This window comes from Catellatospora aurea (assembly GCF_042663325.1).
In the GTDB taxonomy this organism is placed as follows: domain Bacteria; phylum Actinomycetota; class Actinomycetes; order Mycobacteriales; family Micromonosporaceae; genus Catellatospora; species Catellatospora aurea.
Genome location: NZ_JBHTAC010000042.1, coordinates 1 through 26,236, shown reverse-complemented (window position 1 = coordinate 26,236; position 26,236 = coordinate 1). Strand labels below are relative to the sequence as shown.

Sequence of the window (26,236 nt, the reverse complement as noted above, 5' to 3'; positions counted from 1 at the left end):
GCGGCCGCGCCGCTCAGCGCGCGGAGTGGTCGCGGACCACGATGCTGGCGGTCGCCAGGACCCGCCCGTCGCGGTCGACGAACTCGACGGTGAACATCTCGTCGCGTTCGCGTACGGCGTCGCCGGCCACGAACACCCCCAGCTGGGTGACGCCCTCTGCCATCAGTGGCAGCTCCGCCGAGGGCACCGCGATGAAGTCGCCCGGGGCGGCCGCGGTCCCGTTGGCGGTGCGGTAGTTCACCACGGTGCCCGCCGCCGGGGTGCCCTTCACCTCGACCTTCACGGCGCACCACTCCTTCTCCCAGCAGACCGCGTCCAGGGCCTGCGCCAGGCAGTTCTGGCCGCACGGCACGACGCCGACGGCGGCGGAGGCGGGCTGCGGCAGCAGCACGATCGTCGCGAGGAGAGCCAGGGCCGAAACGCTGATCCAGCGCAGGAAACGTGTCATGGCCCGCACGTTAGGCAGGCCGGGTTGTGGAAAGGTTGTGTGCCTGGCCACCGGCCCTGCGACCGGCGGCCAGGCACCTCGGCGGATCAGTAGAGCAGGCTCCAGCCGCGCAGGTGGCTCTGCTCACCCTTGACGACGTCCTCGACGACCAGCGCCCACTCGCCGACCTCGGCGACCCCGCCCAGGCGCACCTGGTAGACCTCGGTCAGGTCGGCGGCCCGGTCGTCGGCGTTCGCGGCCTTGAGCAGGTAGGTCCGGCCGGCCGGGGAGACCAGCTCCAGGCGCAGGTCACCGCGGTGCGGGTGGGTGAGGTTGACGGCGACCTCGACGGTCTCCAGGGTGCCCTTCTCCTGCACCTTGGTGAGCCACTTGATCGGGCCCGGGTCCAGGAACGGCGGCTGCGGCCACTCCTCCCAGACCAGGTTCCACTTCGGGATGCACTGCTTCCACGGGTAGCTGTACGTGCCGACGCCGACCGCGGCCCAGGCCATCGCCACGGTCCGGTAGGTGCTGCCGCACTTGCCGTACAGCTCCGCCGTGGCGGCCAGCGTGTCGGCCCGCGCCTGCGCGAACGTCTCGTTGCTGGTGAAGTAGTTGCTCAGCGCGTGGTACCAGATCTGGGTGGCCCGGTCCCGGCCGATGCCGACGACCGCCGAGCCGTTGCAGGTCGGGCTGGTGCCGTACGGCGTGGCCCCGCTGCCCTCGGCGGCCAGGAAGAAGAAGTGGTTGGTCACCCCGGAGGAGTAGTGCGGGTCGAGGTTGCCGATGCCGTTGTACCAGCAGTCCTTCGAGATCCCGTCCAGCGACGGCTGGTACATGTAGCGCAGCGGGTCACCGGTGCCCCAGATGTCGAACTCCTCGCCGATCAGGTAGTCCGGCGTGTCCACGGCGTTGTCGGCGTAGAACTCGGCCATCGCGCCCATGATGTCGCTGGTGCCCTCGTTGAGCCCGCCGGACTCCCCCGAGTACGTCAGGTTGCCCGGCACCGACGCCTGGGTCACGCCGTGCGACATCTCGTGCCCGACGACGTCCAGCGACACCAGCGGCCGCAGGCCGTTGCTGCCGTCGCCGTAGCGCATCACCTTCTGCGTCGAGCTCCAGCTCGCGTTGGCCCAGTCGGTGCCGCGGTGCACCTGCGAGACGGTGCCCACGCCGTCGTCGAAGATGCCGTGCCGGCCCAGCACGTTCAGGTAGAAGTCCCAGGTGTTGGCCGAGCCGTAGTGCACGTCCACGGCCGCGCTCTGGTTGGTCGCCGGATTGCCGTCGCCCCACACGTTGTTCACGTCGGCGAACGTCACGCACGGTCCCGCCGTCGTGTGCTGCATGTCGCAGGTCTTCGAGTTGCCGCGCAGCGGGTCGATCATCTTGTAGTCGAAGATCGTCTGCGTGGTGCTCAGCGGCACCTGGCCGCCGTAGACGCTGTGCCCGGTGCCGTTGGCCGTGTGCTCCAGCGGGTTCGCCCGCAGCAGCCGCGGCTCGACCGCGTCGACGAGCGCGTCGGCCTCACCCGTCGCCGCCGTCACCGGCACCCGCCACGCCAGCCGGCCCGTGCCGCCGACCGCGTCGACGACCAGCTGCGGCGTGCCGACCTCGGTCGCCCGCAGCGCGTCGCGGGCCGTGCTCGCCGCCTGTCCCGCGGTGACCCGGGGCTCGGTGCCCACGGCGACCGGCCGCTCCTGCGACACGGAGAACCCGTCGAGGGCGCCGCCGGGCGCCAGGTGCACCACGAAGTCGCCGCCCACCACGGGCAGGCCCTGAAACAGCCGGGTGAACCGGACGTGGGCGAAACCGGTCCGGGTGACCGTGGCCCGCCACACCTCGTAGCGGTCACCGTCGGCGGCCCGTACCGCATCCGGGTTGAGCCTGATCAGCTCCTGTGCGCGTGCTATCGCCGTCTCTTCCGGCGAGGCGGCCTGCGCGGGCGCGGCCAGTGCGACCGCGCTGCCGCACAGCAGCACCGCCGCGAGCGCCACCGAGATCCGTCTCATGACGACCTTCCCTTCCCTGTAGCCAGTGGCCACAGGGGTACGCGGGCGCGACTGTCACGCGGTTGTGGCAGGGTTGTGCCGCAGCTCGGCCGCGGTGCAGGAAGCTGCAGCGATCGGGGGTTACCCGGCGGCGGGGCGGCTGGCATGATCTCGGCCATGACCGAGGCAAGCGACTCCGACCAGTACGGCCACGTCCGGCTCACCGTCACCGAGCCCGACGGGCAACTCATCACCGAGGTGCTGCCCGCCAAGGCGCTGCCGGGCGGGCTGGTGGAGCTGGTCGGCAGCCCCGGCCTGGTGACCGGCGCGGCCGCCGGGGACGTGCTGACGCTGGCGTCCGGCGGCTTCCATGTGGTGCGGCGCGGCCCGAACGACAGCGTGCAGGTGTACGCCGACCCGCCGCTCGACGACCACGCGATGGCGTGGCTGGCCAAGGCCTTCGAGTCCGTCGGCGGTTACGTCGAGGCCCCGCCGCAGCGGCAGTTCGCGGTCGCCACGGTGCCGACCGCGGCGGGCCGCGACACCGTCGAGGCGATCATGTCAGAGGCGGGCGAGAACATTCCCGGCATGGAATGGCAGTTCGGCACGTCCTGACGAGGAGTTCCATGCACACCCCTGCCCTGCCCGCCGACGCCCTGGCCGCGCTGCCCGGACTGGCGGCGTTCGGCCGTACGGCGACCCGCCTGCACCCGCGCCGCGGCACGGTGACCGCGGCGGACAGCCACGTCGGCGGCCCACTGCGCTGGCCCGCGGGCGAGCCCTGGCCGCTCTGCGAGCACCCGTACATGGTCAACGAGGAGGTGCCGCTGCCGCAGGACCTGATGGACCGGCTCGCCGCGGCGAAGCTCGGGCGCACGCAGCCCAACATCCTCACCGAGGACGAGGTCGTGCTGCACGAGGAGCTCGCGGCGCTGGTCGGGCCGGGTTTCACCAGTTGGGGCCGCGTGAACGGCGGCCAGGCCGTAGGTCACCGTTTCGTGGCCCGGCCGCACGACAACCCGATGCTCGCCGTCGCCCAGCTGCGGGCCGCCGACGTGCCCGACCTGCCCACACCGGACGGGGCAGACCTGTTGCAGGTGCTGTGGTGCCCGTTCGGGCACGAGCAGGAAGACGACAGCGTGTGGGGGCCGACGCTGCGGCTGGTCTGGCGGCGCGAGGCCGACGTGACCGGCCCGCTCGCCACCGCGCCGGACTCCGCCGTCGGCGAGGAGTGGTACGTGCCCCAGCCGTGCCGGCTGCACCCCGAGCAGATCGTCGAGTACCCGTACCCGCAGGAGCTGCCCGAACCGCTGCGGGAGCAGGCCAAGAACTGGCCGGACGGCTACGTCGAAACCTTCATGGCCCCCGGCTGGAAAGTCGGCGGGCATGCCAAGTGGCAGCTCACCGATCTGCAGCCGACGCCGTGCCGGGTCTGCGCCGGGCCGACCCGCCTGCTGCTGGTCATCGACTCCAGCGAGGGCATCGTGTCCCCACGCTGGAGGCCGGTCGAGGAGGCCGGCACCGACCCCGGCTCGTTCGACCACGACGCCAACGAGCCGACCGGGGTGACCGTCGGCCGGTGGGGCGCGCTGCGGGTCTTCATGTGCCCGACCTGCCCCGGCGCCCCGTTCCGGCTCGACCAGCAGTAGGTCAGCCGCCGACCTCGGCGAGCTGTTTGAGGGCCGCGGCGGTGCTGTCGGAGTGGGCGTCGAGCAGCGGCAGCCGTACGCCCGCGGTCGGGATGCGGCCCTGCGCGTGCAGCGCGGCCTTGACCACCGTGGGGTTGGGCTCGGCGAACAGCGCCTTCGACAGCGGTGCGAGCCGGTGGCCCAGGGCGCGGGCGCGGATCGCGTCACCGGACTGCCACAGCCGGATCAGCTCGGCGAACTGCGCGGTCGCCAGGTGCGCCGAGGACAGGATGCCGCCGTGCGCGCCGAGCGCCAGCAGCGGTGAGACGAACGTGTCGTCGCCCCCGAGCACCGCGAACCCTGCTGGCGGGTCCGCCATCAGCGCGACGGTGTCCTCGTTGATGCCGCCACCGGCGTACTTGACCCCGGCCACGTTCGGGATCGCCGCCAGCCGCGGCAGCGCGCCCGCGGTCAGGTACTGCCCGGTGCGATACGGGATGTCGTAGACGACCAGCGGCACCCGGCTCGCCGCGGCGAGCCGGGTGAAGTGCGCGACCACGCCGTCCTCGCCGGGGCGCACGAACGGCGGCACCACGGTCAGCGCCGCGACCGCCTCCGGTGTCGCGGCCAGTCCGGCGAGGGCCTCGGCGGTGGCCGCGCCGACGATCAGCGGGGCCGAGCGCTCCCGGCAGACCCGGGCGACGGTCTCGACGACCGCCTGCTTCTCGGCCTCGGTGAGCGAACCGGGCTCGCCGGTGGTGCCGAGCGCGACGAGGCCGGTCGCGCCCTCGTCGAGCACCTGGTGGGCCAGCCGCTCCAGCGCGTCGAGGGCGACCGTGCCGTCGGCGGCGAAGGGCGTGATCAGCGGAAGGTACAGGCCATGCAGTGTCGTCATGCCCTCATGCTGCCGAAACCCTTCCGGAAGGACCAGTTCCGATTCCTGACGTGACCCGTAAGCTGAACTGATGCTTGACGTCCGCAGGCTGCGCCTGCTGCGCGACCTCGCCCGGCTCGGCACCATCGCGGCGGTCGCCGAAGCCCACACCTACTCCCCCTCGGCCGTGTCACAGCAGCTCGCCGTGCTGCAACGCGAAGCCGGTGTGCCACTAACCGAACGCACCGGGCGCGGCGTCACCCTCACCCCGGCCGGGGCCGCGCTGGTGCGGCACACCGAGACCGTGCTCGCTGCGCTGGAGGCCGCCGCGGCGACGCTGGCCGCGGCCCGCACCGGGCTGCACGGCACGGTGCGCATCGGCGCGTTCCCGACCGCGGTGCGCACCGTGCTGCCCGCGGCGCTGGTCGCCCTCGCCCGCGACCATCCGGCCTTGGACCTGATGGTCACCGAGCTGGATCCGGTCGCGATGCCCGACGCGCTGCGCGAACGCCGCCTCGACGTGGCCCTGCTGCACGACTACGACCTCGCGCCCGTCGTGCCGGACCCGACCGTCGACTCCCTGCCGCTGCTCGACGAGACCGTGTACCTCGCCGTGCCCGCGGACTTCCCGGTCGCCGCCGACCCGGTGCACGCGGCGCGCGACGCCGATTGGATCGTGGGCACGCCAGGCACGCTGTGCCACACCGTGGCGGTGCGCATCTGCCAGGCCGCGGGGTATCCGCCGCGGGCCCGGCATCACGCCGACGACTTCACGGCCGTGCTCGCGCTGGTCGCGGCCGGGCTGGGCGTGGCGCTGGTGCCGCAGCTCGGCGCGGTGCAGCCGCCGCCCGGGGTGCGCCTGGTCCCGCTGGCGTCGCGGCGTCGGACCAGGATCGCGTACCGGCGCGGCTCCGGCGACCACCCGGCCGTGGCCGCCTGTGTCACCGCCATCCGCACCGCCACCACGGAGTTCCTCGATTAGGACCCGCCGAGTGTCAAAGATTCTTGACACCATGTCGAGCCCTGCCTTACCTTCGGCGTGTCAAGTTTTCTTTACATAGGAGGGTCACGATGCACACGCTGACACGTACCGCCCGCCTGACCGGGCTGTTCTACCTCGGCAACGCCATCACCGGCGTGCTCGGCTTCCTCGTCGTGCGCCAGCAGCTCTTCGCCGCCGGCGATCCTGACGCGACGCTGGCCAACCTGGTCGCACACGAGTCGCTCGCCCGCGCCGGCGTCGCCCTGGAACTGGGCATGGTCGTCACGCAGACCCTCGCCGCCGTCTGGTTCCACCGGCTGTTCCGCACGGTGGACTCCTCCGCCTCGCGCGGGATCGCCGCGTTCGGCCTGGTCAACGCGGTCGTGGGCATAGTGAGCGCGGCACTGCTGGCCACCGCGGTCCAGGTCGCGGTCGACCCGGTCGGCGACGCCGCCGCCAACGTCCAGGTGCTGTACCTGGTCAGCGACGGCCTCTGGGGCGCCTGCGCGCTGTTCTTCGGCCTGTGGCTCATCCCCATGGGCTGGTGCGTGCTGCGATCAGGCTGGATGCCCCGCGCCCTGGGCCGGCTCCTCGTCGCCGGCGGCGTCGGATACATGGTCAGCGCGTTCCTCCGGTACCTGATGCCCGACGCGCAGGTCGTCGCCGAGGCGCTGGCCTACCCCGCGTCCCTCGGCGAGTTCTGGATGGTCGGCTACCTGCTCATCCTCGGCGTTCGCAAGCACGCGCTGACCGGAGCGCCGACCACGGCACGCATCCCGGAGCCGGTGGCGGGCTGACGCGTCGCCTCACACGACGACGACGGTGTGCGGGCCGCGCATGACCTCGATCGAGTAGTACGTCGGGCACAGCCGCGGCCGCCCGCCTTCCTCGACGACCTCGAAGAAGCGCAGCTCGCCGCGGCGGTGCACCAGATCAAGATGATCGAACACGGTCACCACGACGAACTTGCCGTCGGCGTCGAACGCGACGCCCTCGGGCCGCAGCCCGTCGAACAGTTCCTCGCCCACGGTCTCCAGGCGGCCGCTTGCCGGATCGAAGGTCAGCAGGCTCAGCGAGCACTGCCGGTCCAGCCGGGGATCGCCCCAGGCCAGGTGGCTCAGCCGCAGGTTCGAGGTGACCACGCGGCGGCCGTCGCGGCTGACGGCCAGGCCGCCGGGATTGCGGCCCACCACGGCCTCGCCGATCTTCTGCCCCGCCCCCGTGGCCGGGTCGACGCGCAGCACCGACACCCGCCCCTCGGCCGCGTCGTCACCGGCGTCGCTTCCCCGCTGGAGGTCCGTGGTGAGGAAATGCCGCCCGTCGGGGGTGAACCGGCCCTCGAACGGGAACCGCCCGGTCCTGATCGGCAGCCCCAGCGGCTCGATCCATAACTCCGGCGTACGGTGCACGGCATACAGCCGCACCTCGTCCCGCCAGGGGAAACATGCCGCGAGCAGCTCGCCGCCGGGATGCCACTCCACGTAGGACGGCACCATCGGCTCGCCGTCCTCGCCGCGCGGCACCAGCGCGAACGCGTCGCCGAAGCCGTTCGGCCCGACCGGGATGAGGCGCAGGGACGGGTGCGGGTCGGGCCCGAGGATCGAGAACACGTCGCCGCCCGCGATCACGAGCAGGCCGCCATGGGGATGCAGCGACACCGCCTGCGGCATGTGCCCGGCCGGGTAGGCGAACAGCAGTTCCGGCCTGGTCGCGTCCGTGATGGCGTACGCCCGTACGGTGCTGCCGGCGTCGAGGTCGGTGATCAGGTGCGCGTCCGGGCCGCGCTGGCCGAGCGTTTCTATGACGTACGCGTGCGCGCCCTCCGTGTCGACGGCGAGCACGCTCGGCGGCGGGGTCACCGAGTTCGAGGCGGCGATCGTGCCCATCCTCGGCGGGGTGCCGTCGAAGGCCAGGGGCAGCGCGATGACGGTGAGCGTGTCCTCCTGCCCCGCCTCGCGCGGACCGAGCCGGGCGTGCAGCGGCGCGGACGGGATCGCGTCGGCGTCGCTGACCACCACGATGCGCCGTCCCTGGAACAGGCCGGACACGGGCGGCCCCTGCAGCGGCTGGACTCCGGTGGACGTGCTCATCTGCGGCTCCTTTCCCCGCATGGCGCGCTCACCGACCAGGCTATGCCCGCGCGCGGCGCCCCGGCCGGGCGATCCTCGATCCCAACCCCCTCAGGACGCCCCAGTCCCACAGGTCTCCATCCGTCACCGCTGACCTCAGCCGATGTCGCAGCCCGGGTCGGCCGCCGACCTGGCCGAGCTGGTCGAACAGGCGAAGCGGATGCCGGAGTCGCCGTGCCGGCAGGTGCTGATCGAGCACGCATGCGCGGGCCCCGGGCTGCCCGCCGACGTCGTCGCCGTGGCACGTGAGGCGCTGCGGCGTTCGGCTTAGGGTGGACGTCATGCGGTTGGTGGTCATGGCGGACACGCACGTGCCGAAGCGGGCGCAGGACCTGCCCAAGCCGCTGTGGGACGCGGTGGACGGCGCGGACGTCGTGGTGCACGCGGGCGACTGGGCCGACCTGTCCTTGCTCGACACGCTGGAACAGCGGGCCGCGCGGCTGATCGCGGTGTACGGCAACAACGACGGTCCCGACCTGCGAGCCCGGCTGCCGGAGACGGCCCGCGCCGAGCTGGACGGCCTGCGCATCGCCGTCGTGCACGAGACCGGCCCCGCGACCGGTCGCGAGCGGCGCTGCGCCGCCCTGTTCCCCGACTGCGACGTGCTGTTCTTCGGCCATTCCCACATCCCGTGGGACAGCACCGCCCCCACCGGCCTGCGGCTGATCAACCCGGGCTCGCCGACCGACCGCCGCCGCCAGCCGCACGCGACCTTCCTCACCGCCTCGATCGCCGCGGGCCGGCTCGTGGACGTCGAACTGCACCGGCTCAGTGCCGCAGGCAGCCGACCCGCGCGGCCCTGAGCCACCGGCACACGGCGTATCCAGCGGATATCTGCGCCGGCTGGGTCCACGATATGCCCTGCCGAGCGACTTTGCTCTGCACCCATTTGCTTGCTCTGCACCCGAATACGCAACGGGTCAAGCTCCGCACGTCTGTTGCGCCGATGGGTGCAGAGCAAGGTTTTGGGTGCAGAGCAAAGTCACTCGGCGGACATATGTGAGCTGTGCCGCCGGTAACGATCATGTCCCCCGTCAGCCGGCCGAGTTGGACCAGAATCGAGTGCTCAGGACCAGCCGGTAGCCGTCGGGATCCGCGACGGTGACGCCCCAGCGGTTCCAGTAGGCGCCCTGCGACACCCGGGTGCCCCCGGCCTCGGTCAGGCGTCCGACCAGCGCGTCGTCCACGGGTCCGGCCAGGTACAGCACGAGAAGGTCCTCGTCGGTGGGCGAAGGTGGGGCTGCGAGGTTGTGCCCTGCTACGAGTTCCAGGTGCCAGGACGCGTCGGGCCAGCCGAGCATCAGCAGGTCGTGCTCGCCGGGTCCGTCGCCGGTCGCCCGGTAGAGGACGTGCAGGCCGAGGCCGTCGACATAGAAACGTTCGGCGGCGGCGAGGTCGCGGCTGGGGCGGGCCAGGCGCAGGTGGGCCCTCGGGTCGATGGTCATGGCGGCTCCCGTGCGGTCGGTGTGTGCCGACCCTGCCTGTTCGAGCGCGCTTGAGGTCAAGACACGGCTCAGTGCGGGATGGGGCGGCGGGCCCGGGTGCGGTCCAGGCCGTCGCGGTACTCCTCGATGGCGAGCGCCACCTCGGCGCGGGTGCGGGTGTGCTCCAGGCTCGGCAGGTAGTGCACATGCCGGGCCAGGCCGTCGAGGTCGACGGTGAAGTACATCGCCATCAGCGGGTTGACGAACAGCTCGGTGCCCTCGGTGCGGGCCAGCGTGTGCACGTCGCCGAAGTCGCCGCGTACCGCCGAGGCGACCTGGGTGTTGACGATGCTGGCGGACAGCGGCGTGGCGGCCGCGGCGTGCGCGACGGCGTCGCAGTAGGCGGCGGCCTCGGCGCTGCCCGGCGGGATGGAGAACGCGCCGAGGAACGCCCCCTCGCGCTGCAGGGCCGCGAGGTTCTCCAGCACGTGGGCGTGGCAGACGCCGTGGTGGGAGTCGATGCCGAAGCCGAGGCTGACCACGAGTTTGCGCGGCACCGGCAGCCCGGCGACGGCGGCGAGGCTGGTCATGTCCTCCTCGGGGGTGCCGAGGCCGGCCTCGTCGCCGCGCATGAGGATGTCGGTGCCGCCGTCGGCGAGCACGATAGCGTCGATGCCGAGCAGCTCGATGAGCTTGCGGTACGCCGAGCGCAGCGGACGGACGCCGGTGCGTTCGAAGGCGTACACGACGGGCTCGTGGCCCTGGGCGGCGAGCCAGCGGGCGAGGGTGCGTTCGGGGAAGTAGCGGTCGTTGCCGGCGCTGTCGGGGCGCACGGCGGCCAGGCCGGTGCGCACCCAGGAGGACAGGCTGAGCGCGCCCAGTTCGCTGACGGCGTAGCTGGCGAGGGTGACGCGGGTGCCGGCGTTGCGCAGGGCGAGCGCGAGGGGCAGCCCGGCGTACACGTCGAAGCCGCCGCCCGCGCCCGCGATGAGCACGTGCCTGGCGTCGCGCAGGCGCTGCGACAGCGGGGGTTCGAAGACGGCGGGCATGGCCGAGACGGTAGTGCCCGGTGTCGAGCGGGGCACGCGCTTATTCGTTCCCCGGAAGCGGCGACATCCGTCATCTAACATGAAAACGGGTCAAAGGGATTAAGGCGGTTCAGGTGGACGCGCTCCGGACAGTCGGGTCGAAGGCGTGGGCGATCGTCGGCATCGCCCTGGCCGCGGCTGTCCTCGTGTTCCTGATCATCCTGTTGAAGCCGCTGGTCATCGCGCTGGTCGGAGCCCTGATCGTCTCGCTGGCGCTGTCACCGGCCGTCGAGGCGCTGGCGCGGCGCGGCCTGCGCCGAGGGCTGTGCGCCATGCTCGGGATCCTGTTCCTGATCGCCCTCGGCGTCGGCGTGTTCTTCCTGGTGGTGACCGGGCTGGCCAGCCAGTGGGCCGAGTTGAGCACCGCGCTGGGCAAGGCGGTGCAGGACCTGCACGGACTGCTCACGAAACTGGGCGTGGCAGGCTCCAACGCGGAGTCGGCGCGCGACTCGCTGTCGGATCACGGCTCGACGCTGCTGTCGGGGATCCTGCCCGCGCTGGGCAACGTGGCCGGTACCACCGCCAGCGTCTTCATCGGCACGTTCGTGTTCCTGTTCACCACGTTCTTCATGCTCAAGGACGGGCCGGCGATGGCGCGGGCCGCCGAGCCGTTCATCCCGCTGGGTCGGCCGTGGATGGACCAGGTCGGCCGGATCATCCGCGGGTACGTGGTCGGGTTGACGCTGCTCGGGGCGTTCAACGCGGCCGTGGTCGGGCTGGGCGCGCTGCTGCTGGGCGTGCCCCTGATCGCCACCCTCGTGATCATCACGCTGCTCGGCAACTACGTGCCCTACCTGGGCGCGTGGGTGGCCGGGGCGTACGCGGTGCTCATCGCGCTCGCGTCGGGCGGCGTCCAGACGGCGCTGCTCATGACGCTGGTGGTGTTCCTGGCCAACGGCACGCTGCAGACCATGCTCCAGCCGTTCGCGTACGGGGCCGCGCTGCGCATGCGCCCGCTGACGATCCTGCTGGCGACCGTCGTCGGCGGGCTGGTCGCCGGCATCCTGGGCGTCATGCTCGCCGCGCCCACCGCCGCGATCATCCAGCACACCGCCGAACTGCTGCGCTCCCGCCGAAACGGCGGAGGGGCCGTCGAGGCCGGGGACGGGGGTCCCGACGGCGATGACGGGCCCGGCGATCTCGCACGGCTGGTGGCCGACACGCCCGACTGAGGCGTGCCGTGCCCCGCGCGAGATCGCCGGGACGGGTCAGTACGTCAGGCCGAAGCCGTACGGGAACAGCGGCTTCTTCTCGTCGCCGGTGTTGACGGGTTCCTGGGCAGCCGTCGCGGGCCAGGACATCGGCAGCTTGCCGGTCGGGGCGTACGCGCCGAACAGCACGTCGGCGACGCCCGCGCCCTCGGTGCCCGGCAGCCACGCGGCCAGCAGCCCCTGCACCTGCGGCAGCTGGGCGCTGACGTCCACGGGCCGCCCAGAGACCAGCACCACGACCACGGGCACGCCCGCCTTGCGCAGCGTGGCCAGCGTGTCGAGGTCCACCTTGTCCAGCTTGACCCCGTCGGGCCGGTCGCCCTCGTACTCGGCGTACGGCGTCTCGCCGATCACCGCGATCGCCACGTCGTAGCTCTTGTCGATCCCGGTGCCGTCGGCGCTGTAGGTGACGGCGCCGCCGGGCTCGACGGCCTCCTTGACGCCCTGCAGGATCGTGGTGCCGTCGGTGATCGGGCCGGATTTGCCCTGCCAGGTCAGCGTCCAGCCACCGGACTGGTTGCCGATGTCGTCGGCGCTGCGCCCGGCGACGAACACCTTGCCGGTCTTGGGCTTCAGGGGCAGCACCCCGGAGTTCTTCAGCAGCACCTGCGACTGGCGTACCGCCTGGCGGGCCAGCTCCCGGTGCGCCGCGGAACCGACCTTGTCGAACTGCGCGCGGTCGGCCATCGGGTGCTCGAACATGCCCAGCTCGAACTTCTTGGTCAGGATGCGCCGGTTGGCGTCGTCGATGCGCTCCATCGGCACGTTGCCCGCGTCGACCTCGTCGCGCAGCACGCCGATGAACTCGCGCCAGCGCTCGGGCACCATGACCATGTCGATGCCCGCGTTGATCGCCGTACTGACCTCCGCCGGGGTGAACGCGTCGCGTACGCCGTCGAGCTGGTCTATGGCGTTCCAGTCGGAGACCACGAACCCGGTGAAGCCCAGCTCGCCCTTGAGCACCTCGGTGATCAGGTAGCGGTGGCCGTGCAGCTTCTCGCCGTTGAACGAGCTGAACGAGACCATCACCGAGCCGACCCCGGCCTTGACCGCGGCCTGGAACGGCGGCAGGTGGATTTTCCTCAGCTCCTCCTCGGGGATCCGCGCGTCGCCCTGGTCCTTGCCGTCCAGGGTGCCGCCGTCGCCGACGTAGTGCTTGGCGGTGGCCAGCACCGAGTTCGGGCCGCCCAGCCGCTCGCCCTGCAGTCCGGTCACGATGGTGGTCATCGAGGAGGCGATCTCGGGGTCCTCGCCGAACGACTCGTACGTGCGGCCCCAGCGGACGTCCCGGGCGACGCACAGGCACGGGGCGAAGTCCCAGTCCAGGCCGGTCGCGGTGACCTCGGTCGCGACCGCCTCGCCGATCCGGCGGACCAGCTGCGGGTCCCGGGTGGCGCCCAGGCCGATGTTGTGCGGGAAGATCGTCGCACCGTGCACATTGTTGTGGCCGTGCACGGCGTCCACGCCGTAGATCATCGGGATGCGCAGGCGGGTGGCCAGCGCCTCGGTCTGGAAACCGTCGTACATGTCGGCCCAGCCTTGCGGCGTGTTGTCGCTGGGCACCGAGCCGCCGCCCGACAGCAGCGAGCCCAGGGCGTACGCGGTGACGTCGCCGCCGGTCACCTCGCGGCGCTCGGCCTGCGTCATCTGGCCGATCTTCTCGTCGAGGGTCATCCTGCCGAGCAGGTCGTCGACCCGGTCGGCGATCGGCACGGACACGTCGAGATAGGGCGCGTCGGGATCGAACGCGCCGTCGTCGGTGTCGCGGGTCAGCCAGTAGCCGGCGGCTCCGGCCGCCAGCACGAGCACGAGGCCGGCGGCGATCAGGCGGCCGCGGCGGCGGGACGGCGGTGGTGGCGCAGCCGCCGGGGTGGCGGTGACGGTCGTGGTCATGATGCCTTCCAGAGGGGTCGCGGCGTGGCGTGGACGTGCCGGCGCGAGTGCCCCTCATCGCGTCGACGGCCTCCGACAGCCAACACTTCCCGCGTTTCGGTGTCAATGGATTGCTGGAACATAATGCCGCACTGGTGAAACAGACCATGTAACAAGGCGTGGGCGCGCCTCGGTCCGTTGAGGAGTGCGCGGTGACAGGCCGCCGCGGAGGCTCCCCGGTCCGACGAAAACGCATCGACACACTTGTGCGGTGGTCCTAGCGTTCGCAGTATGACCAAACACCATCCACCGGCCTTCCAGGCCGGCCCGGGAGGCGTCGCACCGTCGCGCGCCCCCGCCGGTGGCGAAGGCCACCCTCGCGCGCTCAGCGCATCGCACGCGGAACACCTGGCGCCGCGGGGGCACCAGGTCAACCACCAGGCCGAGCAGTGGTGCCCCGACGCCGCCGCGACAGCCCTTGAGGCCACCCCGGCCGCGCACCTTTGCCACCTCCAGCGGCTCTGAACCGGCGCGACCCGAACACCGGGAACACGGGGCATTCCCGGTGACACCGCACCACAGCACCTGACCGACGAGCTCGCGCGAGCTGCGGCCCGCGCGAGCTCGTCCCCATGCCCGCTCCCTAAATGAAAGGAAGGGCACCTTTCACAACGCGGAGCGATGTGAAAGGTGCCCTTCCTTTCACTTTCAGTGGCAGGTGCCGGTGCCGGAGTCGTTGTAGGTCTTGCCCGCCTGCGGCACGAACTGCCAGTCGTAGCTGTTGGCGTGCAGGGTGAACTTCAGCACGCCCCAGGTGTCGCTGTTGCGGGCCTGGCTGTTGGGCTGGATGGTGCCGAAGCCGTAGAAGCCCGCGCCGCCCATGCCGGCGACGAACGAGCGGATGCCGCGCGAGCTGTCGGCGGTGCCGCTGGCGTTCATCGGGGCGAAGCGCTCGTACTGGTGGTTGTGGCCCCAGACGACGACGTCGGCGTTGTAGTCGTACAGCGCCTGGTAGAGCGGCCGGGTCGAGGTGGACGGGGCGTGGTTGGCCCCGGAGGTGAACAGCGGGTGGTGCCAGTACGCGATCGTGCACGGCTTGCTGCTGGCGGCCAGGTCGTTGCGCAGCCAGGTCTCCTGGGCCGAGCCCGCCGACATGCTGATGTTGGAGTTCAGCGAGACGACGTGCCAGTTGCCCAGGTCGTAGGAGTAGTAACCCTGTCCCGACGGGCCGGCCACCGAGCCGAAGTAGTTGTAGTAACCGCTCGCGCCCGAGGTGTTGTAGTCGTGGTTGCCTGGCGCGGGGCGGGTGCGGGCCTTGTGGCGGCCCCAGGTCGGGTTGTAGTAGCTGCTGAACTCCGACGCGGTGCCGTTGGTGTAGACGTTGTCGCCGGTGGTGAAGACCGTGCCGGAGATCCCGTCGAGCAGCGCCGCGGTGGCGGTGTCGCCCGAGCCGGAGTCGGCGATGTCGCCCGCGCCGACCAGCACCGGGTCACCCGACGGCGGCGGCGTGGACGGGCTCGGCGACGGGGTGGTGCCGGTGGTGACGACGAGCTGCGGCGAGTCCGCGCCGGTCTCGCGGGTGTCGTAGTACGCGCCGTCGCTGTTGGTGGAGCTGGCGCCGATGCTGAAGGTGCCGTTGCCGGTGACCAGCGAGGTCACGTCGACCTCGTACCAGCCGTTGGCGACGACCGAGCCGAGGGTGCCCAGCGTCGCGCCGTCAAGGGCGGGCTTGTTGTTCCACGTCGTGCCGGTCTCCGACCACGACGTGTTCGACATCGCCTTGAACGTGCCGCCGGCGGCGCTGCCGTCGTTGCCGCTGATGTGGCGCAGCCGCAGCTTCGCGCTGGTCACGGTGCCGCTGACGCCGCTGACCGTGAAACGCAGGAACATCTGGCGCTGCGGCGAGCTGTCGACGGTGATCTGGACGGCGGTGCCGTAGTTGGTCGACGCCGTGTCGGCCTGCACGTACGTGTCGGCCACCGGGGTGAACGTGGACGTCGCGGCGGCGGCGGTCTGCGCCGACACCGTCAGCACCGTCGCGACCGTGGCGGCGGTCAGCACGAACGCCGTGCCCGCCGTCACGGCCACGCGGCCCTTGCGGATTCCCATGACTAGCCCTTCTCGGGGTGTACGGCCGCGCGATCGGCGCTGCCGTGCGAGGAATGTAGGGACGCCCGGGAACGGCCGGCACACGTTCGGGTGAACAGCGTGGGTGAGTCGGATGAGCGTCCACAGCCGACCGGCCGCTGTGACACCGTCTGTTCATCGGAAGCACGCCCGCTGGTGGCGTGCGCGAGGGCCCTGCGTACCGCGGGCGGCTCAGGATGTGCCCGACGCGGGGTGCCTGCGGCGTGCCGCGAAGACGGTGCCCGCCGGACGGTCCGGGTCGGTCCCATCTGCACCGTCGTCGCGGACGCCATGCCGCGGGAGGAGCGCAACCGCGTGTACCTGTCCACCGTCACCAGTCCGGCCGCCACACCCCCGGCGGACAGATCCGGCAGACGCCGCTTCGCCAAGGTCGGCGCGAACGTGTTCGCCCTGGGCACGGTCAGCCTGATCACCGACGTCTCGTCCGAGATGGTCACCGCGGTCCTGCCGCTGTACCTGGTGCTGGGCCTGCAACTGAGCCCGCTGGCGTACGGCATGATCGACGGGATCTACACCGGAGCGACCGCGCTGCTGCGCCTGGTCGGCGGGTACGTCGCCGACCGCACCCGCCGCCGCAAGGCCGTCGCGACCCTCGGCTACGGCCTGTCCGCGGTGGCCAAGCTCGCGCTGCTGGCCGCGGGACGGTCGGTCCCCGCGATCGGGCTGGTCATCGCCGCCGACCGCACCGGCAAGGGTCTGCGCGCCGCGCCCCGCGACGCGATGATCACGCTGTCCACGCCGCCGGAGGCGCTGGGCCGGGCGTTCGGCGTGCACCGCGCGATGGACAGCGTCGGGGCGTTCCTCGGCCCGCTGGTCGCCCTCGGCGTGCTGGCGCTGGCCGCGAACTCGTTCGACGCCGTGTTCGTGGTCAGCTTCTGCGTCGCGGCGCTGGGTGTGATGGTGCTGGTGCTGTTCGTCCGCGACCGCCGCGAGGCCGTGCCCGCCACGGCGAAGGTGTCGGTGCGCGAGGCCGCGTCGCTGCTGCGCGACGCCCCGGTGCGGCGGCTCGTGCTCGCCGCCTGCCTGCTCGGCCTGGCCACCATCGGCGACGGTTTCGTCTACCTGCTGCTGCAGCGCCGCGAGGAGCTGAGCACCGTCTGGTTCCCGCTGCTGGCCGCCGGGACGAGCCTGGGCTACCTGCTGCTGGCCGCGCCGCTGGGCGTGCTCGCCGACCGGGTCGGCCGGCTGCCGGTGATGCTCGGCGGCTACGTCGCGCTGACGGCGGCGTACCTGCTGCTGTTCGGACCGCTGGGCGGCACGCCGCTGCTGGTGCTGACGCTCGCCCTGTACGGCCTGTTCTACGCCGCGACCGACGGCATCCTGATGGCGCTGGCCGGGCCGGTGCTGCCGGACCGCCTGCGCACCACCGGCATCGCCCTGATCCAGACCGGCCAGGCCCTGGCGTACCTGCTCTCCTCGGTCCTGTTCGGACTCGCCTGGCAGACCTGGGGACCCGCCACCGCGTCCCGCGTCGCGGCGCTGGCCGTGGTGCTCGCCGTGGCCGCCACGCTGCTGCTGCTCGTGCCCCGCGGCGGGGCCCGGGGCGAGGCCGCCCTGGACGCGTCGACGGCCGTGCACACCCGGCAAGAGCAGGAGGCCGCCCGATGAGCGAGCTCAGCACGCGCACCAAGGTCATCGTCGCCGCGTCGGTCACCGTGGCACTGGCCGCGGTCGGGATCGGCTACGTCCAGCTGGCCAGGAACAGGGCCACCACCGCATCGCCCGTGCCCGCCGCCGCCGTCACCCTCGACCCCGGCCCGCGGCTGCTGGTCGTCAGCGACCGGCACGCGACCACCGTGTCCCGAGATGACCCGTCCGGACCCCGGCAGGTGTCCGGCATGGAATGTGTGCGCGTCTACGCCGCCGCGGGCACCGGCGTGTGCATCCAGCCCGAGACGGCCTGGTCGTACCAGCTCGTGGTGCTCGACCGCGAGCTGCGGGCGACCCGCTCCTTCGCGGTGCCCGGGCTGCCCAACCGCGCCCGGGTCTCGGCCAGCGGCCGGATGGTCGTCTGGACGACCTTCGTCGGCGGCGACTCCTACAGCACCGGCGGCTTCTCCACCCGCACCGGCATCCTGGACACCCGGACCGGCGCGCTGGCCACGACGCTGGAGGAGTTCGCGGTCACCCGCGACGGCAAGCCGTACCGCAACGTGGACGTCAATTTCTGGGGCGTCACCTTCACCGCCGACGACAACGCCTTCTACGCCACCATGGCCACCGGCGGCAAGCGCTACCTGGTCCGCGGCGACTTCGCGGCACGGACCCTGCGCACGGTCACCGAGAACGTGGAGTGCCCGTCGCTGTCGCCCGACGGCACGCGGATCGCGTTCAAGCAGGCGGTCGGCGGCGACCCGCAGCGCGGCTGGCGGCTGTCCGTGCTGGACCTGGCCACCCTGGCGGTGACCAACCTGGCCGAGCCGAACAGCGTCGACGACCAGCCGGCGTGGCTCGACGACGGCACGGTGGCGTACACCCTGCGCGGCCCCGACGGCACCCCGTCGATCTGGTCCGTGCCCGCCGACGGCAGCGGCAAACCGGCCCTGCTGCTCGACGAGGCCGAGTCCCCCGCCGCGCTCGGCTGACCCGGGGTCAGCGCCACCAGCGGCGGCGGCGCTGGTCGGCGAGTACGGCCGCGGGCGCGACCAGGTCGGCCAGGTGCAGTTCCAGGTGGCGCAGGTGCTCGCCGACCCAGCGGCGGCGCAGGCGGTGCAGCGGCGTGCCGCCGCCGCCCGTCCCGAGCACCTCGTCGTCGGGCGGGCTCGGCGGGGCCAGCGGCGGCGGCATCGGCCCCGACGGCTCGCCGACCTGGTCGGCGAGGCTGGCGTAGAAGCCGGCGAGCGCGTCGGCGTGGCGCAGCAGCGCGTCGCAGCGCGGGTCCGGGGAGGCGTCGCGCGGGGTCAGGTCGTCGAGCGCGTTGGCGGTCTGGCGCAGCCGCACCCCGGAGATGACCAGCCGCCACAGGCCCGCCCGGTCCATCCGCTTCGACCCGGGTTCGGCCAGGTAGCCGCGCAGCGCGTCCTCCAGCCGGAACGCCGTCGCGGCGGCCCGGACCGCCAGGGTGGGCGGCTGCGTACGCCGGCCCAGCGCCCACGCCACCGCCTCGGTCAGGTGCGCCCCGCCCTCCCGGAACATCTCGGCGACGTCGTCGCGCACCAGGTCGCCGGCCCCGCGCGGCCAGACGAGCAGCCCGGCGACGAGGCTGACCAGGCAGCCGATCGCGACGTCCTGCAGCCGCACCAGGCCCAGCGTCCAGCCGGTCGGCGCGAGGATGTTGTAGAGCACCAGGATCACCACGGTGAACGCCGCCTGGCTCGCGATGTCGGGGAGCTTGCCCGGCCCGTACGCCACCACGAACACGGCGACCGCCAGCGCGCCCCAGCTCGCCCAGGGTGACGGGCCCAGCAGCGGCAGCAGCGCCGCGCCGGCCGCGACCCCGGCGGCCGTGCCGACGATGGCCTTGACCGCCTGCGTGCCCGTCGACGCCGCGCTGGTACGCAGCACCGACAGTGCCCCCAGCAGCACCCAGAACCCGCTGCGCACCCCGCTGAGCTGCACGATCACGACCGCCGCGGACAGCGCCAGCGCGCCGCGCAGCGCGTTGACGAACCACACCGAGCGCAGGCTCGCGTTGCGCAGCACGATCCCGGCGACACCGGCCAGGGTGACCAGCCGGCGCAGCGGCGGCCGGTCCGGCCGGGCCAGGCCGTACCAACGCCGCACGCTGCCACCGACGGTCAGCGGATCGGCTCCCCGGGTGGCGATGAGCACGTCGGTGGCGAACGCGCGTACGCAGTTGGCCGTGGTCTGCCCGTAGAACGCGACGACCAGCTCCATCGCGTCCGCGTCCGGCTGCCCCGGGCCGGTCAGCCGGGCCACGCTGTCGGCGCACGTCTGCTCCAGCCCTTTGAGGTCCGGATCGACCTGCTCGCCGCTCAGCACCGCGGCGGCCTGGCGCAGCACCTGCGCCGACGCCTCCAGCGGGGCCCGCTGCGTCGGCGGCGCGTCGCGCAGGTCGCCGACCCGGTCGATGCCGTCACTGACCAGGCCCTTGCACCATTCCAGCTGGTTGACCGCGCCCGCCATGGCCTGGTCGGCGATGACCAGCCCGCTCGGCCGGTACGGGGCCGACACGAACAGCGCCATCATCCGGTGCGTGGCGTCGGCGACGCCGGCCCGCAGCTCCGGCAGCGCGGCCCGCAGCGCCCCCGCCTCCAGCAGGTCGGCCAGCCCGACGGCCAGGGTCGCGGTGGCCTGGCGCAGCTCCGCGCCCGCCGAACGGGGCGCCATCAGCACCACCGCCAGGCCGCCGACCCCGGTCGCGAGCACCCACCCGGCGACCCGGTCGCCGATGACGTCCGGCGGCGCGGCCGCCTACGCCGCCAGCATGTACGGCAGCATCGCCGCGGCCGCGCCGGAGGCGTCGTTGGGCCCGATCACGGCGGCGAAGTACGAGGTGAACGCGGCCACGGCGGCGACGACGGCGGCGGCCACCACCGAATGGCTGACCAGCGTTCCGATCACGATCAACACCGCGCCCACGGCGGTGAGCATGGTGTGCGCCACGGCCCGGTCCCGGCGGGTGCCGCCGAACGACGCCAGCACCAGGCTCGCGAACCCGCCGAACGCCGTGAACGTCGCCACCTGCGGCGACTTGATCACCAGCAGGGAGAACGCGAACAGCGCGGGCACCAGCACGGCGGCCCGCAGCCCGCGCACCGCGGCCGTCGGCGACCACAGCGTGCGCCACCAGCTCACCCGGCCGCCCCGCAACCCGCGCGGCGGGGCGGCCGACCGGCCGCCGCGCTGTGCTCGTTCACGCCATCAGCGTCTCCCGGATCGGGCGGCGGCGCGGCCGGTTCCGCACGAGTCGGTGGCCAGCGAAACCACCAATTCCGCCCGAGCCCGGTCAGCTCCGGGCCAGCGGGGCCACCTCCCGCGCGGCGAAGGCCAGGAAACCCTCCGGGTCGGGGTCGTCGGGGGTGGGCTGCAGCACCACGGTGTCCGCCCCGGCCGCGGCCCAGGCCCGCACCGCCTCGGCGACCTGCTCCGCGCTCCCGGCCACGCCGTGCCCGTCCATGGTGTCGTAGCCCCAGCGGACCCGCTCGGCCTCCATCCGCGCCGACGCGTCCCGGCCGGTCGCCGCGTGCAGGTAGACCACGACCCGGTGGTAGTCCGTGCGCCCGGCCCTGGCCCGGCCCTCGTCGATCAGCCCGCGCGCCCGGCGCACCTGCGCGACGGTGGTGCCGCCGGTCAGGATCGTGCCGTCGGCGAGCTCGCCGGACAGCCGCAGCGTACGGTCACCGGTCGCGCCGGACAGCAGCTCGGGGCGCTGCGGCGGCGGCCAGTCCAGCGCCACGCCGTCCAGCCGCACGTAGCGGCCCTGGGTGGTGACCCGCTCGCCGGACAGCAGCGCCCGCAGCGCGGTCAGGTGCTCGCGCAGCAGCGCCATCGGCGACTCGGCCCGCGCGCCGACCTGGCCCATCCAGTCCTGCACCCCGTGGCCGACCCCGACCCGGGCCCGGCCCGGGAACAGCCGGTGCAGGGTCGCCAGCTCCATCGCCGTGATCGCGACGTTGCGCAGCGGCACGGGCAGCAGCCCGACCGCGACGGTGAGCCGGTCGGTCCAGGCCAGCGCCGCCGCCACCGACGTGATGCCGCTCTCCAGGAAGCAGTCCTCCCACAGCCACAGCTCGTCGAGCCCGGCCTGGTCGGCGGCCTGCGCCACCGACCGCAGCCGCTCCGGCGGCAACTGCGGCACGAACACCGCACCCACTCTGGTCTCAGGTCGTGCGTTCACCTCGGTCACGCCGATCATGATGGCGCAGTGGCGGCCGCCAGACCAGACGAGCCGGTCAGGCACGCCGCCGATACGCCATGATGCTCGGCGTGACCGAGGACGAACTGCTCGACGTGCTCCGTGCCCGCGTGGCCGCTGCCCCCGCCTGGCGCGGCCCGGTCGAACTCGCCACCCCGGGAGCGATCGCCGAGGCCGAGCACCTGATCGGCTTCCCGCTGCCACCGCTGCTGCGCCGGATCTACCTGGAGGTCGCCAACGGCGGCTTCGGACCCCGCGACGGCGTCCTCGGTGTGGGCGAGAACGCCTGGTCGGACGACGGCGGAGACATCGTCGACCTCTACGGGGACTTCAGCTCGGCACCCGGCCACCCGCGAGGCCTGGTGCCGGTGTACGAGGTGGGCTGCGCGATCTGGTGGCTGCTCGAGTTCCGCGACCCGGCCGGGCCGATGTGGGGCTGGGACCCGGGCGGCTGCTGCACCGAACACGCGCTCGCGCCGCAGGGGCTGACCCTCGCCGACTGGCTCGCCGAGACCCATGACGGCGGCGAGGCCCGCGAGATCGAACAGCCGTGGGTATGCCGGCCCCGCCCCGTCCGGCTGCCCGTGCGGCCGCCGCGCCGCTCACCGCCGGCCGACCCCACGCCCACCGGTCCACCGGAGATCGCCGCCAACCTGCGCAAACGGTCCGCGGTGCGCATTCCTCCCACGGCCGCGCCGCGCCGTCCCGCCCCCGGCCGCGACCCCCGGCCCCGGTGGAACCTGAGCCCGGATGAGGCACCCCGGCGCGACGAACCCTGATAACGCCGACTGCCCCGTTCCGGCGTGATCAAGCAGGCCGGGCCGCTAGCGTGGACAGAGGGCCGCGACCGGCCACCTGCCCAGGCTGAGCTCCTTGCGGCCCACCGCGACTCCGACGGGGGGCACCGAGATGGCCGCATCGACGCTGGAGCAGCTGCGAGCACGGATCTCCGGGCAGGTGATCACGCCCGGTGACGAGGGCTACGACGAGGCCCGCACCGTGCACAACGCCATGTTCGACCGGCGGCCGCGCGCGGTGGTGCGCTGCGCGAGCACCGCCGACGTGCAGGCGGTGGTCGACTTCGCCCGCGACAACGGCCTGGATCTGGCGGTACGCGGCGGCGGGCACAGCGTGCCCGGCTTCGGCACCGTCGACGACGGCATCGTGGCGGACCTGTCCGGCATGCGGACCGTCACCGTGGACCCGCACGCCCGCACCGCCCACGTGGGCGGCGGCGCGACCTGGGGCGACTACAACGCCGCGACGGGCGCGCACGGCCTGGCCTCGACCGGCGGCATCATCTCCACCACCGGCGTCGGCGGGCTCACCCTCGGCGGCGGCATCGGCTACCTCGCCCGCGGCCTGGGCCTGTCCTGCGACAACCTGCTGTCCGCCGAGGTCGTCACCGCCGACGGGCGGGCGGTGCTGGCCAGCGAGAAGGAGCACGAGGACCTGTTCTGGGCGCTGCGCGGCGGCGGCGGCAACTTCGGCGCGGTGACCTCGTTCGAGTTCGCGCTGAGCCCGGTCGGCGAGATCTACGGCGGCCCGATGTTCTTCGAGCTGTCCGCCACCCGCGACCTGCTGGCGTTCTTCCGCGAGTTCATCGCCGACGCGCCCGAGCAGTACGGCGGCTTCCCCGCGTTCCAGATCGCGCCGCCGCTGCCGTTCATCCCGGCCGACCGGCACGGCGAGCCGTTCATCGCGATGGTGAACTGCTGGACGGGGTCCACGGCCGACGGTGAGCGCATCATCGACCGGATCCGCGCGGTCGCGCCGCCGGTCGCCGAGATGGTCGGCCCGATGCCGTACGCGGCCCTGAACAGCGCGTTCGACGGCCTCGTGCCGCCGGGGCTGCAGCACTACTGGAAGGCCAGCTTCGTCAAGGAGCTGACCGACGAGGCGATCGACGCGCACGTCACCCACGGGCCGAAGGTGCCCGTCGTGAACTCGACGGTGCACATCTACCCGATCAACGGCGCCTGCCACCGGGTCGCCCCCGACGCGACCGCCTTCGCGTACCGCGACGCGAACTTCGCCGTGGTGATCGCCGGGATGTGGCCCGACCCGGCCCACAACGACGCCAACACCGCCTGGGTCCGCGACTACTACGCGGCCACCGCGCCCTTGTCCGAGGAAGGCGGTTACATCAACTTCATGGCGGGTGACGACCAGGACCGGATCCGGGCCAACTACCGCAGTAACTACGACCGGCTCGTCGAGGTCAAGCGGGCCTACGACCCAGACAACCTGTTCCACCTCAACCAGAACATCCGCCCGTGACCCGCGGCCGGGGTCAGTCGCCGAGGTAGATCACCGCGTCGAGTTCGATGTCGAACCCGTTGAGCGCCACCGGCAGGGTGGTCCGCGCGGGCAGGTTCTCGGTACCGAAGAACTCCACATAGATCTCGTTCATGGCGGCGAAGTCGGCGAAGTCGCGCAGGTACACCCCGACGCGCACCGCCCGGCTCAGGTCGCCTCCGCAGGCGCGGGCCACCTCGGCCAGATTGGCGAACGCGGCCCGGGCCTGCTCGGCGAACGCGCCCTTGACCCAGGTGCCGTCCGGCAGCACCGGGCAGGCCCCGGCCAGGAACGCGAAGTCGCCCGCCACGACGGCGTGCGAGTACGGGCCGCCGGGCGGGGCCGCCCCGTCCGCCTTGATGATCTTCTTCGGCATGGCATGGCCTCCGGGTCGGGAATCGACGTGCACGCCCGACAATCATGGCAGTGCCGCCTGCGGCGGGTGCGTCAGCCCACGGCGGGCGGGTCGGGCGACACAGGCGTGCCACGCTGCGCCGGAACGTCGTGCGACACGTCCACCAGCGCCACGCCGCCTCCCCCGAGCCGCAGCTCCCGCCGCAGGTCGACCGCCTGCTCACGCTCGGCGACGGTGTGCTCGGCCGCCGGCGCGGAGCAGCGCACCCGCAGTTCGCCGCGGGCTGTGGTGTCGCCCGCGGTGAGCGCCGTGAGCCGACCCGATTCGACGACGGCCGCCAGCGCGGTGACGGTGAGCTGCAGCGTCACCACCGCGGTCAGGGTCGTGACGACGGAGCCGCTGACGACGACGTCCACTTCGGCCTCGTACTCCCAGGGCATGGTGAAGCTGCGGATGCTCACCTCCCGCCGCAGGCCAGGTGACGCGGCGGTCTCGCGGGCGGCGGTCAGTAGCGCCGACCTGGTCCGCCACGCGCCGACGAACAGCTCGGACACCTCGACGTCGAGCAGCTCGGCGACCTTGGTCAGCACCGCGCGCGCCAGCGCGGCCGCAGGGGCCTGCGGCTGGTCGGTCACCACGCCCACCCCGGCCAGGCGTTCCGCGGCCGCTTCCAGTTCCCCGGCGGCCTCGCCGGGCCTGCCGGGGATGAACTCTCCGAAGACGATCTCCCGGACGGTGGTCACACGTCCTCCCGGCAGGCGTCGTCGCGGTAGCGGAACCGGGCCGTGCGGACCACGACCTCGATCAGCGGCGGGGGCGGCGCGGATCGGCGGCTCACCCGGCGCAGCACCACCAGCAGGATGAACAGCAGCAACGCGAGCAGCCCGGCACCGAGCGCGAGTGCCTTGTTCCGTTTCGCCCCGGTGTCCGGGATCAGGTCGCTGACCGGCTCGCTCGGCTGGACGACGTTGCCGAGGCAGACCGCCTCCACGCTCATCCGCACTGGGGCGTCCTGCGGCGTGGTCCCGCTCAGGCGCACGCTCCAGGCCTCAGCCCCCACCGGCCCGTCCATGATGACGACCTGCCCGGTCAGCGGGCCCCCGGACACGATCCGGTAGCCGCCGCCAGTGAGGATCGCACCGGCGGGGCATTCCGCGGTCGCATCCCCGGAACGTGGCACCACGCAGACGTTCGCGGCCGCGCCGACGGCACACGACGGCGACGCCGACCGCAGGTCGGACACGACGGCTGCGGCGGCGACGGCGGTCACCGGGCCGGTGTGGCAGACCACGAGGGCCGTGACCGAGGAGCGGGCGGGCAGGTTCGCGGGCACGGTGAGGTCGAGGGCCCAGCCCCGCGCACCAGCCGGGTGGCTGCCGTCGACCCTGGCCGCGCCGAGCCTCGGGTACCAGACCGACCAGTAGCCCCCGCCGGTACGCACCATGCCCTGCGGGCAGACCGCCTCGACGGACGGGTCCGACGGGTCCGACCGGGCTCCCGCGTACACCCCGGCGGTGCTGTCGCCGCCGCTCAGGCAGACGGAGAAGACCTCCAGCGTACGGACGGTCTGGCCGCTGTTGACGACGCCGACGGTCCACGCCCGCGGTGCCGAGCCGTCGCCGACCAGGGTGCCCTGGCCGTCCGACGGGTGGCTGGCGATCACCCGCAGCAGCGGGTCACCGCCCGCGAAACCACCACTGACCAGCTGCTCTCCCGGCCCGCAGAGCATCGTCGCCTGCTGTGACGCGACATCCGGGCCGAACTCGACGGTGCGGCTGCGCACCGCCACCGCGCCGATGCCGGCCTGCGCGGGGGACGCCACGACGACCGACGCCGCCACGGCGAGCAGGGGCAGCGCGACTCTGAGCAGCACGAGCGTACGCATCGCGACCAGGGTCCCATGCGGACGGTCCCCGTGCTGTCCCCCGACCGACAGCGCGGCGTGTGGTGGCAGGCGGCCGCCGTGCCGGACGCGCCCGGGGCAGGGCGGGTCC

Annotated in this window: 25 protein-coding genes; 11 read left to right on the top strand and 14 right to left on the bottom strand. The window is 73.0% G+C overall.

From position 1 onward, the window contains the following. Nucleotides 1-13: 13 nt before the first annotated feature. Nucleotides 14-448: a Calx-beta domain-containing protein gene (locus ACFQO7_RS29490; RefSeq protein ID WP_376809429.1), complete on the bottom strand. Its 435-nt coding sequence runs from the start codon at nucleotides 446-448 to the stop codon at nucleotides 14-16. Between the two features lie 86 nt (nucleotides 449-534). Next, on the bottom strand, nucleotides 535-2,436 hold the full coding sequence (locus tag ACFQO7_RS29485) for a M4 family metallopeptidase (RefSeq protein WP_376809428.1): 1,902 nt from the start codon (nucleotides 2,434-2,436) through the stop codon (nucleotides 535-537). A gap of 156 nt (nucleotides 2,437-2,592) precedes the next feature. On the opposite strand from ACFQO7_RS29485, the gene ACFQO7_RS29480 reads away from it, so the two are divergent. Beyond that, nucleotides 2,593-3,030: a DUF4265 domain-containing protein gene (locus ACFQO7_RS29480; RefSeq protein ID WP_376809427.1), complete on the top strand. Its 438-nt coding sequence runs from the start codon at nucleotides 2,593-2,595 to the stop codon at nucleotides 3,028-3,030. A gap of 11 nt (nucleotides 3,031-3,041) precedes the next feature. Beyond that, nucleotides 3,042-4,064 carry a hypothetical protein gene (locus ACFQO7_RS29475; protein ID WP_376809426.1) on the top strand — a complete coding sequence of 341 codons (1,023 nt, stop codon included), beginning with the start codon at nucleotides 3,042-3,044 and terminating at the stop codon, nucleotides 4,062-4,064. 1 nt (nucleotide 4,065) lies between these two features. Here ACFQO7_RS29475 and ACFQO7_RS29470 read toward each other — a convergent pair whose 3' ends face one another. Continuing rightward, nucleotides 4,066-4,938 carry a 4-hydroxy-tetrahydrodipicolinate synthase family protein gene (locus tag ACFQO7_RS29470; protein WP_376809425.1) on the bottom strand — a complete coding sequence of 291 codons (873 nt, stop codon included), beginning with the start codon at nucleotides 4,936-4,938 and terminating at the stop codon, nucleotides 4,066-4,068. 70 nt (nucleotides 4,939-5,008) lie between these two features. On the opposite strand from ACFQO7_RS29470, the gene ACFQO7_RS29465 reads away from it, so the two are divergent. Next, nucleotides 5,009-5,899 carry a LysR family transcriptional regulator gene (locus ACFQO7_RS29465; RefSeq protein WP_376809424.1) on the top strand — a complete coding sequence of 297 codons (891 nt, stop codon included), beginning with the start codon at nucleotides 5,009-5,011 and terminating at the stop codon, nucleotides 5,897-5,899. An 89-nt stretch (nucleotides 5,900-5,988) separates the two neighbouring features. Then, a complete protein-coding gene (locus tag ACFQO7_RS29460; RefSeq protein WP_376809423.1) occupies nucleotides 5,989-6,696 on the top strand; it encodes a DUF4386 domain-containing protein in 708 nt (235 codons plus the stop codon). Nucleotides 6,697-6,705: 9 nt separating this feature from the next. Here ACFQO7_RS29460 and ACFQO7_RS29455 read toward each other — a convergent pair whose 3' ends face one another. Beyond that, the gene (locus ACFQO7_RS29455) at nucleotides 6,706-7,989 is read right to left on the bottom strand and encodes a lactonase family protein (RefSeq protein WP_376809422.1); all 1,284 of its coding nucleotides are present in this window, start codon (nucleotides 7,987-7,989) and stop codon (nucleotides 6,706-6,708) included. Nucleotides 7,990-8,131: 142 nt separating this feature from the next. On the opposite strand from ACFQO7_RS29455, the gene ACFQO7_RS29450 reads away from it, so the two are divergent. Continuing rightward, complete coding sequence (locus ACFQO7_RS29450; RefSeq protein ID WP_376809421.1) at nucleotides 8,132-8,299, top strand: hypothetical protein; 168 nt, start codon at nucleotides 8,132-8,134, stop codon at nucleotides 8,297-8,299. Between the two features lie 10 nt (nucleotides 8,300-8,309). Further along, on the top strand, nucleotides 8,310-8,831 hold the full coding sequence (locus ACFQO7_RS29445; RefSeq protein WP_376809420.1) for a metallophosphoesterase family protein: 522 nt from the start codon (nucleotides 8,310-8,312) through the stop codon (nucleotides 8,829-8,831). A 231-nt stretch (nucleotides 8,832-9,062) separates the two neighbouring features. On the opposite strand, the gene ACFQO7_RS29440 is transcribed toward ACFQO7_RS29445, so the two are convergent. Both ACFQO7_RS29440 and ACFQO7_RS29435 read right to left on the bottom strand, forming a co-directional pair. Further along, nucleotides 9,063-9,473, bottom strand: a complete 411-nt coding sequence (locus ACFQO7_RS29440; protein ID WP_376809419.1) for a VOC family protein — start codon at nucleotides 9,471-9,473, stop codon at nucleotides 9,063-9,065. A 68-nt stretch (nucleotides 9,474-9,541) separates the two neighbouring features. Beyond that, entirely contained in the window at nucleotides 9,542-10,501 is a 960-nt protein-coding gene (locus tag ACFQO7_RS29435) for a DUF1152 domain-containing protein (protein WP_376809418.1), read from the bottom strand. Nucleotides 10,502-10,614: 113 nt separating this feature from the next. Between ACFQO7_RS29435 and ACFQO7_RS29430 the strand changes: the two genes are divergently transcribed. After that, on the top strand, nucleotides 10,615-11,712 hold the full coding sequence (locus ACFQO7_RS29430) for an AI-2E family transporter (protein ID WP_376809417.1): 1,098 nt from the start codon (nucleotides 10,615-10,617) through the stop codon (nucleotides 11,710-11,712). A 36-nt stretch (nucleotides 11,713-11,748) separates the two neighbouring features. On the opposite strand, the gene ACFQO7_RS29425 is transcribed toward ACFQO7_RS29430, so the two are convergent. Together ACFQO7_RS29425 and ACFQO7_RS29420 are read right to left on the bottom strand one after the other, a co-directional pair. Then, nucleotides 11,749-13,644: a glycoside hydrolase family 3 protein gene (locus ACFQO7_RS29425; RefSeq protein ID WP_376809416.1), complete on the bottom strand. Its 1,896-nt coding sequence runs from the start codon at nucleotides 13,642-13,644 to the stop codon at nucleotides 11,749-11,751. Nucleotides 13,645-14,331: 687 nt separating this feature from the next. Beyond that, on the bottom strand, nucleotides 14,332-15,732 hold the full coding sequence (locus tag ACFQO7_RS29420; protein WP_376809415.1) for a CBM96 family carbohydrate-binding protein: 1,401 nt from the start codon (nucleotides 15,730-15,732) through the stop codon (nucleotides 14,332-14,334). Between the two features lie 309 nt (nucleotides 15,733-16,041). On the opposite strand from ACFQO7_RS29420, the gene ACFQO7_RS29415 reads away from it, so the two are divergent. After that, nucleotides 16,042-17,379 carry an MFS transporter gene (locus tag ACFQO7_RS29415; protein ID WP_465252390.1) on the top strand — a complete coding sequence of 446 codons (1,338 nt, stop codon included), beginning with the start codon at nucleotides 16,042-16,044 and terminating at the stop codon, nucleotides 17,377-17,379. Next, a complete protein-coding gene (locus ACFQO7_RS29410; protein ID WP_376809414.1) occupies nucleotides 17,376-18,356 on the top strand; it encodes a TolB family protein in 981 nt (326 codons plus the stop codon). The genes ACFQO7_RS29415 and ACFQO7_RS29410 overlap by 4 nt, the downstream gene beginning before the upstream one ends. A 7-nt stretch (nucleotides 18,357-18,363) precedes the next feature. Here ACFQO7_RS29410 and ACFQO7_RS29405 read toward each other — a convergent pair whose 3' ends face one another. The 3 genes from ACFQO7_RS29405 to ACFQO7_RS29395 all read right to left on the bottom strand — a co-directional run bounded on the left by ACFQO7_RS29405 (nucleotide 18,364) and on the right by ACFQO7_RS29395 (nucleotide 21,580). Continuing rightward, nucleotides 18,364-20,100 (bottom strand): FUSC family protein, encoded by a 1,737-nt coding sequence (locus ACFQO7_RS29405; RefSeq protein WP_376809413.1) that lies wholly within the window; start codon nucleotides 20,098-20,100, stop codon nucleotides 18,364-18,366. Nucleotides 20,101-20,145: 45 nt separating this feature from the next. After that, entirely contained in the window at nucleotides 20,146-20,529 is a 384-nt protein-coding gene (locus tag ACFQO7_RS29400; protein WP_376809412.1) for a hypothetical protein, read from the bottom strand. A 151-nt stretch (nucleotides 20,530-20,680) separates the two neighbouring features. Beyond that, nucleotides 20,681-21,580 carry an LLM class flavin-dependent oxidoreductase gene (locus ACFQO7_RS29395; protein WP_376809411.1) on the bottom strand — a complete coding sequence of 300 codons (900 nt, stop codon included), beginning with the start codon at nucleotides 21,578-21,580 and terminating at the stop codon, nucleotides 20,681-20,683. Between the two features lie 80 nt (nucleotides 21,581-21,660). On the opposite strand from ACFQO7_RS29395, the gene ACFQO7_RS29390 reads away from it, so the two are divergent. Beyond that, on the top strand, nucleotides 21,661-22,368 hold the full coding sequence (locus ACFQO7_RS29390; RefSeq protein WP_376809410.1) for an SMI1/KNR4 family protein: 708 nt from the start codon (nucleotides 21,661-21,663) through the stop codon (nucleotides 22,366-22,368). 130 nt (nucleotides 22,369-22,498) lie between these two features. Further along, the gene (locus tag ACFQO7_RS29385) at nucleotides 22,499-23,869 is read left to right on the top strand and encodes an FAD-binding oxidoreductase (protein WP_376809409.1); all 1,371 of its coding nucleotides are present in this window, start codon (nucleotides 22,499-22,501) and stop codon (nucleotides 23,867-23,869) included. A 13-nt stretch (nucleotides 23,870-23,882) separates the two neighbouring features. On the opposite strand, the gene ACFQO7_RS29380 is transcribed toward ACFQO7_RS29385, so the two are convergent. The 3 genes from ACFQO7_RS29380 to ACFQO7_RS29370 all read right to left on the bottom strand — a co-directional run bounded on the left by ACFQO7_RS29380 (nucleotide 23,883) and on the right by ACFQO7_RS29370 (nucleotide 26,127). Next, nucleotides 23,883-24,263, bottom strand: a complete 381-nt coding sequence (locus ACFQO7_RS29380; protein ID WP_376809408.1) for a RidA family protein — start codon at nucleotides 24,261-24,263, stop codon at nucleotides 23,883-23,885. Between the two features lie 71 nt (nucleotides 24,264-24,334). Continuing rightward, on the bottom strand, nucleotides 24,335-24,985 hold the full coding sequence (locus tag ACFQO7_RS29375) for a hypothetical protein (protein WP_376809407.1): 651 nt from the start codon (nucleotides 24,983-24,985) through the stop codon (nucleotides 24,335-24,337). After that, complete coding sequence (locus tag ACFQO7_RS29370) at nucleotides 24,982-26,127, bottom strand: hypothetical protein (protein ID WP_376809406.1); 1,146 nt, start codon at nucleotides 26,125-26,127, stop codon at nucleotides 24,982-24,984. The genes ACFQO7_RS29375 and ACFQO7_RS29370 overlap by 4 nt, the downstream gene beginning before the upstream one ends. Nucleotides 26,128-26,236: the final 109 nt, after the last annotated feature.